The sequence below is a fragment of the Skermanella sp. genome (assembly GCF_059503625.1).
Genome location: NZ_JCACHA010000897.1, coordinates 1 through 7,708, shown reverse-complemented (window position 1 = coordinate 7,708; position 7,708 = coordinate 1). Strand labels below are relative to the sequence as shown.

Annotated in this window: 8 protein-coding genes; 4 read left to right on the top strand and 4 right to left on the bottom strand. The window is 62.8% G+C overall.

What is annotated here, in order from left to right; translation table 11 throughout:
- Positions 1-119: 119 nt before the first annotated feature.
- Positions 120-1,010 carry a TIGR01459 family HAD-type hydrolase gene (locus AC5JJ6_RS32710; protein ID WP_496046055.1) on the bottom strand — a complete coding sequence of 297 codons (891 nt, stop codon included), beginning with the start codon at positions 1,008-1,010 and terminating at the stop codon, positions 120-122.
- 287 nt (positions 1,011-1,297) lie between these two features.
- On the opposite strand from AC5JJ6_RS32710, the gene AC5JJ6_RS32705 reads away from it, so the two are divergent.
- Positions 1,298-1,546: a hypothetical protein gene (locus AC5JJ6_RS32705; RefSeq protein WP_496046054.1), complete on the top strand. Its 249-nt coding sequence runs from the start codon at positions 1,298-1,300 to the stop codon at positions 1,544-1,546.
- A 69-nt stretch (positions 1,547-1,615) separates the two neighbouring features.
- Here the strand turns inward: AC5JJ6_RS32705 and rpoH are convergent, their stop codons facing one another.
- The 3 genes from rpoH to AC5JJ6_RS32690 all read right to left on the bottom strand — a co-directional run bounded on the left by rpoH (position 1,616) and on the right by AC5JJ6_RS32690 (position 3,964).
- Entirely contained in the window at positions 1,616-2,491 is an 876-nt protein-coding gene (rpoH, locus tag AC5JJ6_RS32700) for an RNA polymerase sigma factor RpoH (RefSeq protein ID WP_496046053.1), read from the bottom strand.
- 174 nt (positions 2,492-2,665) lie between these two features.
- Positions 2,666-3,445, bottom strand: a complete 780-nt coding sequence (locus tag AC5JJ6_RS32695) for a rhomboid family intramembrane serine protease (RefSeq protein WP_496046052.1) — start codon at positions 3,443-3,445, stop codon at positions 2,666-2,668.
- A gap of 138 nt (positions 3,446-3,583) precedes the next feature.
- Positions 3,584-3,964, bottom strand: a complete 381-nt coding sequence (locus tag AC5JJ6_RS32690) for a response regulator (RefSeq protein WP_496046051.1) — start codon at positions 3,962-3,964, stop codon at positions 3,584-3,586.
- Positions 3,965-4,617: 653 nt separating this feature from the next.
- Between AC5JJ6_RS32690 and rpsL the strand changes: the two genes are divergently transcribed.
- The 3 genes from rpsL to fusA are packed head-to-tail and all read left to right on the top strand — an operon-like array spanning position 4,618 to position 7,601.
- On the top strand, positions 4,618-4,989 hold the full coding sequence (gene rpsL / locus AC5JJ6_RS32685; RefSeq protein ID WP_044429470.1) for a 30S ribosomal protein S12: 372 nt from the start codon (positions 4,618-4,620) through the stop codon (positions 4,987-4,989).
- Positions 4,990-5,003: 14 nt separating this feature from the next.
- Positions 5,004-5,474, top strand: a complete 471-nt coding sequence (gene rpsG, locus AC5JJ6_RS32680; RefSeq protein ID WP_037461345.1) for a 30S ribosomal protein S7 — start codon at positions 5,004-5,006, stop codon at positions 5,472-5,474.
- A 42-nt stretch (positions 5,475-5,516) separates the two neighbouring features.
- Positions 5,517-7,601: an elongation factor G gene (fusA, locus tag AC5JJ6_RS32675; RefSeq protein WP_496046050.1), complete on the top strand. Its 2,085-nt coding sequence runs from the start codon at positions 5,517-5,519 to the stop codon at positions 7,599-7,601.
- The last annotated feature ends 107 nt before the right edge of the window (positions 7,602-7,708 follow it).

The following is a 7,708-nucleotide window of genomic DNA, read 5'->3' as shown; positions in this document are numbered from 1 at the left end:
CGATCCGGCGGTGGCGAGCACCGTCTTCCTCACCACCGTTACCGACGTGGTCGGCTTCTTCGCCTTCCTGGGTCTGGCGGCATTGATCCTGATGTAGGCCCGCCTCAGGGCCGGCTTTCCTACCAGACGAATGCGGCGAGAGCCGCGCCCGGGCGCTTCGGCGCAGCCGTCAGGATGCCCTGCAGGCGCTCCTCCGTCGGCGCTTCACCCCAGACGGTCCCGAACTCTTCCCGGTGGATACCTCCGGTGACCAGCATGGAAGCGATCCCGGCGGTGGCGGCGCCGGCGATATCCGTCGTCAGGTTGTCGCCGATCGCGAGGATGCGGGAACGGTCGGCGATCCCCAGCACGTCGAGGCAGCGGTCGTATAGATCCCGGAAGGGCAAGCCGCAGTACTCGACGTCGCCGCCGAGTTCGCCATAGCGCCTCGCCATGGTGCCGGCAGCATGGCGCCGCTTACCGCCGGCAAGGCGCCAGCGTTCCGGATCGGCGCACAGGAGCGGCAGATCCTTGGAGATGCAGATCCGGAAGACCTCTTCATAGTCGGCAAGGACGTCCTCGACCTCGTTGAAGCCGGTGCAAAGGACGAACTGCGCCAGATAAGGCTGGTCCACCGCTTCCATGTCCAATCCATGGGTCAGCTCGGCGTCGCGGATCGGCCCGAAATGCAGGCAGGCGGTGCCAAGGTCCCGCAGCCACTCCTCCGGCCGGTGGCGCAGCCACTGGTGAGCGAGTTCGCCCGACGTCAGCAGGTGATCGTAGAGATCCCGCTCCAGTCCCATATCCTCGAGCAGTTTCGCAGCCGATGCGGAGCGTCTCGCGTAGTTGGTCAGGAGGCAGATCTTCTTGCCGCGAGTCTTCAGGTGACGCAAGGCATCTGCTGCACCGGGATAAAGCGCCGATCCATCATGAAGTACGCCCGCGGTGTCGATAACGAAGCCGTCGTAGCCGTCCGCGACGGCGGAAATGCCGGTCACGATCGGGGTGGTTTGAAACAGGCCGTCGGACATGGATCTTGCTCGCCGTTGGGAAAGGATCGCTTCACTGTCCCACGCCGGGCGGCATTCAGGGGTGACTGCGGTGTCGCACCCGCGAATGAAGCGCAAAGGCGATATGGCGTTTGCGCTAATTCGGCGGCCTGTTCGAAAGAAAGACCGATTGCGGCTGGAATTACCGATTTGGCAACGAAGATCAGAATAGGCTGTTAGCGAGTGGACTGAAGCTGTCTCGCCGGATCTGCCTTCAAGCAACCATGAGGGCGAATTGACGCATGTAAGTCGGGAGGACGAACATAATCATGCTGCTGTTTTCTATCATGGCGCATCAGGCCTATGCCTGTGCAACCTTTTGGACTTGTGGCGCGGAAATGAGTCTTGCCATGTGCAGGTGCATCAATTCTTCCATGGAAGCCTATCTTGGCGTGCTCGATGAAAAGAACGGCAGGATCGGCGTTTCGATGACATCCATACCGTCCGCCCGGCACGGTCGCACCGCCGATGTGATTCCGTTCCCCATCCATAAGACGATTTCATCCCGGCCGAACTGAGCGTCCCGCCGGGATGTTTGTTTCACGATGATGCTTCCGTCGCACCGGGCCCGACGTTCCGCCATCCGATCAAGCGGCGGCCGGCAGCAGTCCACGTCCCGCCGGTGCCGCCGTCAGCATCGCCTTCTGCAGCTTCTCGAAGGCGCGCATCTCGATCTGCCGGACACGCTCCCTGGAAACCGCATACTGCTTGCTCAGCTCTTCAAGCGTCGCCGGTTCGTCCTTCATACGGCGCTCGACCAGGATGCGGCGCTCACGATCGTTGAGTTTCTCCATGCCGAGTGCCAGCAGGCGCCGGCGGGACGCCAGTTCGTCCGCCTCGACCACGATGGTCTCCTGATCGGGCCGCTGGTCGACCAGCATGTCCTGCCACTCCATATCGCCTTCGGCCGCGGTGACGGCATTGAGCGAACTGTCGGCAGCCGCAAGGCGCCGGTTCATATCCACCACGTCCGCCTCGTTCACCTCCAGCTTGGTGGCGATGGCCGACACGGTCTCCGGCGAGAGATCCCCCGACTCCAGTTCCTGCATCTCGCGTTTCACGCGGCGCAGGTTGAAGAAAAGCTTCTTCTGTGCGGCCGTGGTGCCCAGCTTGACGAGCGACCAGTTGTGCAGCACGTGGCCCTGCATGGCAGCACGAATCCACCACAGCGCGTATGTGTTGAACCGGAAACCGCGTTCCGGATCGAATTTTTCGACGGCCTGCATCAGGCCTACGTTGCCCTCCGCGATCAGGTCGGCCAACGGCAGGCCATAACCTGCAAAATCCCGCGCCATCTTGATGACCAGACGCAGATGGCTGCCGACCAGCTGACGCATCGCGTCCCGGTCTCCATGGTCCCGCCAGCGGCGGCCGAGATCCAGTTCCTCATCCGCGCCCAGCATTGCAAAGCGGCGGGACTCTTCGATGAACGGGGTGACGGCGTCGTCGGTATGAATGCTCAAAGCGAACCTCCAAAACCCTCAGGTGCCCCCGCCGATAGAGACAGGTTTCCTCGCTCTCATCCTTCAAGGCATTGAAGTGGAGTTGATTGGGGAAACGGTTTTCGGGGGCGACACCTGATATGGGGTGTCCTTCCCGGCATTCAAGAAGATGGATTATAGATACAGGTTTTTTCGTTACCAGGGCCGCCCCGATGGGGGAACGCTGCCTCGCCGCCTTGGCGCGGTGGCGGAACTGACCTGAAAAGCCCTGCTGTGCGGCCCTTCGAACAGCCTGACATCCCGCCTTTTGAAAAAAGGAACCAGAACGGCACCGGCGACGAAACCGCCGACATGAGCCCAGAAGGCGACTCCGCCGTCGCCGCCGGAGGTCGGCGTGGTGGCGCCGCTGATGAACTGCATCACGAACCAGAGACCGAGCACGACCGCGGCCGGCACGCTGATGACCCTGATGAAGAAAAGGATGACGAACAGCATCCGGACATTGGCACGGGGATGAAGCACCAGATACGCGCCTAGGACGCCCCCGATGGCGCCGCTGGCTCCGATCATCGGAACCTCCGATCCTGGCGCCGTGAACGACTGGACCAGCGCCGCCGCCGTCCCGCACAGCAGGTAGAAGACGACGAAACGGCCCCGTCCCATGCTGTCTTCCACGTTGTTCCCGAAGATCCATAGATAAAGCATGTTGCCGAGCAGGTGCATCCACCCGCCATGCAGGAACATCGAGGTCACGATGCTCACCGGCGCCGGAACCAGCCGCAAGTCCGCCGGCAATTGCGCCGAGCCGAAGAGCACCGCGGGTATCAGGCCGAGCGAGTAGACGATCGCATTCCCCGCACGGATGCCCAGTGAGGTTTGCCAGAGGAAGACGGCGATGCAGCCGGCGATGACAGTCCAGGTAACGACCGGCAGATGCCGGGTCGGATTGTCATCGGAAAGGGGAAGGGTGAACATCGTGCCTCTGGCTTGCATGCGCGGTGCGGTCCGGCACCCGGAGCTTGGAAGAAGCCGGAGATGACGTCAATGTGGTCTCTGACGCAAGGGAGGCAAGGATGGCCGGCGGGAAGCCGGCGAATGCCGCGTCCGTTTTATTCAGGCCGCCGCCAGCGGAGTGCAGGACCCGCTGGACCGGAAAGCGGCAAGCACCGCCTTGGCCAGGGCATCGATGCCGAAAGGCTTGATCAGGAAGCCCGACGCCCCGGCCGCGTATGCATCGGCGGCGGATGCATGGGCGCTGCAAACGACCACCGGGATGCCGAGCCGGCCCGAGATCTCGCTGGCCGCCAGCAGCCCGCTCGACCCGTCGGCAAGGGCCACGTCCATCAGCGCAAGGTCCGGGCGATGGATCTCGGCGAGACTTACGGCTTCGGACGCGGTCCGGGCGATGCCGCATACATCATACCCGAACTGCTCGATGACGAGGGTAAGACCCAGGACGACGAGCTCATCGTCTTCAGCAATGAGAAGTCGCATGTTCCTCGCCATTCCTTTTCACCAGTTAAGAATTCAGGACCACATGCCGTTCCGCCGGGCCAATGGCCGGGGAATGACCGTACAGGACAATAATGTCTGCTCGACGTACGGTTCCGCCATGGTCATTCCGGTATAAAACCAGGCCTGCAAGAGGTTGATCGGGCGGGAAGCCGCGGGCTGTGGGCATTACCCCCTTGCTCTACCCTTCGGCTCGATGCGAACGACATGCCGCATGCTCTGGTACTCCGTATTCCTTACCAATCGTCAACACGGAATACCAAAAGAGCGCTTTCGCGGGTGCGGCATTTTCGACAGCGGATGGAGGCGGAGGGCGTGGCCAACCACATCGGGCACTTGCCGGCCGCCGCGCCGACCGTCATACGACCACCGTTAAAATATCTGATACGATGCTTGACGATGAGGGGTCGCATCCATATTATCCGCGAACCTTTTTGGGGGACAGGTAGTAGGCCGTTCGCGGACTAGACACTGTTGCCCGAAAGGCTCCGACCCTACATAGCCGCACCCGAGCTTTTTCGGACGGCGTTTGACGATTTACCCGCACGAGGCGGTGTTTTCGCTTCGACGGCGGGTTTTTGCATCGTCTGGCATCTGGTTTGCCGACGACGAGATTGAATGGAAGAAGGGCTCTGATGCCGACGATCAGTCAATTGATCCGTAAGCCGCGCCAGCCAGTGGCAGCGCGCAACAAGGTGCCGGCACTGGAAGAGTGCCCGCAGAAGCGTGGTGTCTGCACCCGCGTGTACACGACCACCCCGAAGAAGCCGAACTCGGCCCTTCGTAAGGTCGCCCGCGTGCGCCTGACCAACGGCTTCGAAGTTACCAGCTACATCCCGGGTGAAGGCCACAACCTTCAGGAACACTCGGTGGTGATGATCCGCGGCGGCCGTGTGAAGGACCTTCCCGGCGTGCGTTATCACATCATCCGCGGCTCGCTCGATACCCAGGGCGTGAAGGACCGTCGGCAGCGCCGGTCGAAGTACGGCGCGAAGCGTCCGAAGTAAGGAGATCCTGAAAGATGTCTCGTCGTCGTCGCGCGGAGAAGCGCGAGGTTCTGCCGGATGCCAAGTATGGCGACCGCGTCCTCACAAAGTTCATGAATTGTCTGATGCTGGACGGCAAGAAGTCGGTCGCGGAAGCGATCGTCTACGGCGCGCTGGAGCGCGTCGAAGGCCGGGCCAAGGCGGATCCGGTCCAGGTGTTCCACGATGCCCTCGGCAACGTGAAGCCCCACCTGGAAGTCCGGTCCCGCCGCGTCGGTGGTGCAACCTATCAGGTTCCGGTCGAGGTCCGTTCGGATCGCGCCCAGGCCCTGGCAATCCGGTGGCTGATCAACAGCGCGCGTGCGCGGTCTGAAAACACGATGACGGAACGCCTGTCGGGCGAGTTGCTCGACGCCGCAAACCAGCGCGGATCGGCGGTCAAGAAGCGTGAAGACACGCACCGCATGGCGGAGGCCAACAAGGCCTTCTCGCACTACCGCTGGTAAGCGCCACGGCGACCTGACCAGAGAGAAGTTCGAGAACAGCACATGTCACGCTCCACACCGCTCGACCGGTATCGCAACATCGGCATCATGGCTCACATCGATGCCGGTCGCACGACCACGACCGAGCGTATCCTCTTCTACACCGGACGCGGCAAGGCCGCGGAGTCCTCCGATGACTCCGCGTTCGCCGATCTGTCGGAAGAGGACGAGGAGCGGGGCATCACGATTACGTCGGCGGCTACCGCCTGCTTCTGGAACGACCATCTCATCAACATCATCGACACCCCAAGCCACATCGATTTCCTGGTGGAAGTCGAGCGTGCCCTTCGAGTCATCGATGGTGCGGTCGCGGTGTTCGATGCGACGATCGGGGTCGAGCCGCAGTCGGAAACGGCGTGGCGCCAGGCCGACAAGCACCATGTCCCGCGGCTGTGTTTCATCAACAAGATGGACCGGCCCGGTGCGGACTTCCACCGGATCGTCGGCATGCTGTCGGACCGGATCGGTGCGCGGCCGCTGATCGTCCAGTTGCCGATCGGCAGTGACGGCACCTTTACCGGTGTCGTGGACCTCGTACGGAACAAGGCGGTCGTCTGGAAGGACGAAGGTCTGGGTGCGGTCTTCTCGGAGACCGACGTTCCGGCTGAGGTCGCGGATGAGGCGGCCCGGTACCGGGCCGCTCTGATCGAGGCCGCGGTCGAGCAGGACGCCGATGCGACCGAGGCTTTCCTATCGGGAACGGTGCCGTCGGAAGAAGCGCTGAGGGGCCTGATCCGTAAGGGTACCTGCAACCTGAACTTCGTTCCGGTGCTTTGCGGTTCGGCTTTCCGGAACAAGGGCATTCAACCGATGCTGGATGCCATCGTCGGTTATCTGCCGTCTCCGGCCGATGTCGGCGACGTTCACGGGGTCGAGGCAGGTGGGCAGGGCGATCATCCGGCGGACGCGACCCGTGCAGCCGTGGATACCGCGCCGTTTTCGGCATTGGTCTTCAAGGTCATGTCGGACCCGGTCGTCGGTTCCCTTTCCTTCGGGCGCATCTACTCGGGAACACTGGCGGCCGGTGCTGCCGTGCTCAACCCGCTCAAGGGCGAGCGCGAGCGTATCGGCCGGATGTTGCAGATGCAGGCCAATGCCCGCGAGGACGTCCGGCAGGCCTACGCAGGCGACATCGTCGCCTTCGTCGGCCTTAAGCATACCGCAACGGGCGATACGCTGTGCGACGTCGCCAACCCGATCGTGCTGGAGCGAATCGAGTTTCCGGAGCCGGTGATCGAGATCGCCGTCGAGCCGGCAAGCAAGGCCGACCAGGAAAAGCTGGCCTCCGCGCTTCTGCGCATGGGACAGGAAGATCCGGCTTTCCGCGTCGTCGTGTCCGGGGATGCCGGCCCTACCGTGATCAAGGGTATCGGTGAGCTTCAGCTGGAGATCCTTGCGGATCGCCTGAAGCGCGAGTTTCGGGTGGATGCCAAGTTCGGCGCTCCACGCGTGGCTTACCGGGAAACCATCGGGCAGCCGGTCGAAGTCGATTACACGCACCGGAAGCAGGTTGGTTCCACCAGCCAGTTCGCCCGGGTGAAGCTTGCCCTTGAGCCGCTCGGTTCCGGTGCGGGGCTGAAGTTCGAAAACCGCCTTGCCGCCGGCGTCCTGTCCAAGGACTTCGTCCAGGCGGTTTCCGCGGGCATCGAGGCGGCTCGGGAGACCGGGGCGCTGGCAGGGTTTCCGGTCACCGACCTGACGGTAGCCCTGGTGGATGGCGATGCCCATGACGTCGACAGCACGGCGCCGGCTTTCGAGCTGGCGGCTGCTTCCGCGTTTCGGGAAGGTCTGGTAAAGGCCCGCCCCGTCCTGCTGGAACCGATCATGAGCGTCGAAGTCGTTACTCCCGAGGACTTCTCGGGTAGCGTCGTCAACGATCTGCGGAGCCGGCGTGGACGGATCGAGGCGATGGACCAGCGGGGCAATGCGGCGGTCCTGACCGCCATGGCGCCGCTGGCGAAGTTGTTCGGCTATGTGAATACCCTGCGGTCCATCAGCCAGGGCCGCGCGCATCATGCGATGCAATTTGACCACTACGAACCGGTGCCGCAGGCCATCGCCGATGAGGTCCGCGCCAAGTTGGCGTAAGACTCTCGAGTGCAACTGGCGGTGACGAAGATAGATATGGAGACTAAGGACCATGGCGAAGGCTAAATTTGAGCGGAACAAGCCGCACTGCAACATCGGCACGATCG

What these genes read in the sequence shown, in the direction of transcription:
- AC5JJ6_RS32710 (WP_496046055.1), bottom strand. Translation starts at nt 1,010, where the DNA reads ATGTCCGACGGCCTGTTTCAAACCACCCCGATCGTGACCGGCATTTCC.
- AC5JJ6_RS32705 (WP_496046054.1), top strand. Translation starts at nt 1,298, where the DNA reads ATGCTGCTGTTTTCTATCATGGCGCATCAGGCCTATGCCTGTGCAACC.
- AC5JJ6_RS32695 (WP_496046052.1), bottom strand. Translation starts at nt 3,445, where the DNA reads ATGTTCACCCTTCCCCTTTCCGATGACAATCCGACCCGGCATCTGCCG.
- AC5JJ6_RS32690 (WP_496046051.1), bottom strand. Translation starts at nt 3,964, where the DNA reads ATGCGACTTCTCATTGCTGAAGACGATGAGCTCGTCGTCCTGGGTCTT.
- rpsL (WP_044429470.1), top strand. Translation starts at nt 4,618, where the DNA reads ATGCCGACGATCAGTCAATTGATCCGTAAGCCGCGCCAGCCAGTGGCA.
- rpsG (WP_037461345.1), top strand. Translation starts at nt 5,004, where the DNA reads ATGTCTCGTCGTCGTCGCGCGGAGAAGCGCGAGGTTCTGCCGGATGCC.
- fusA (WP_496046050.1), top strand. Translation starts at nt 5,517, where the DNA reads ATGTCACGCTCCACACCGCTCGACCGGTATCGCAACATCGGCATCATG.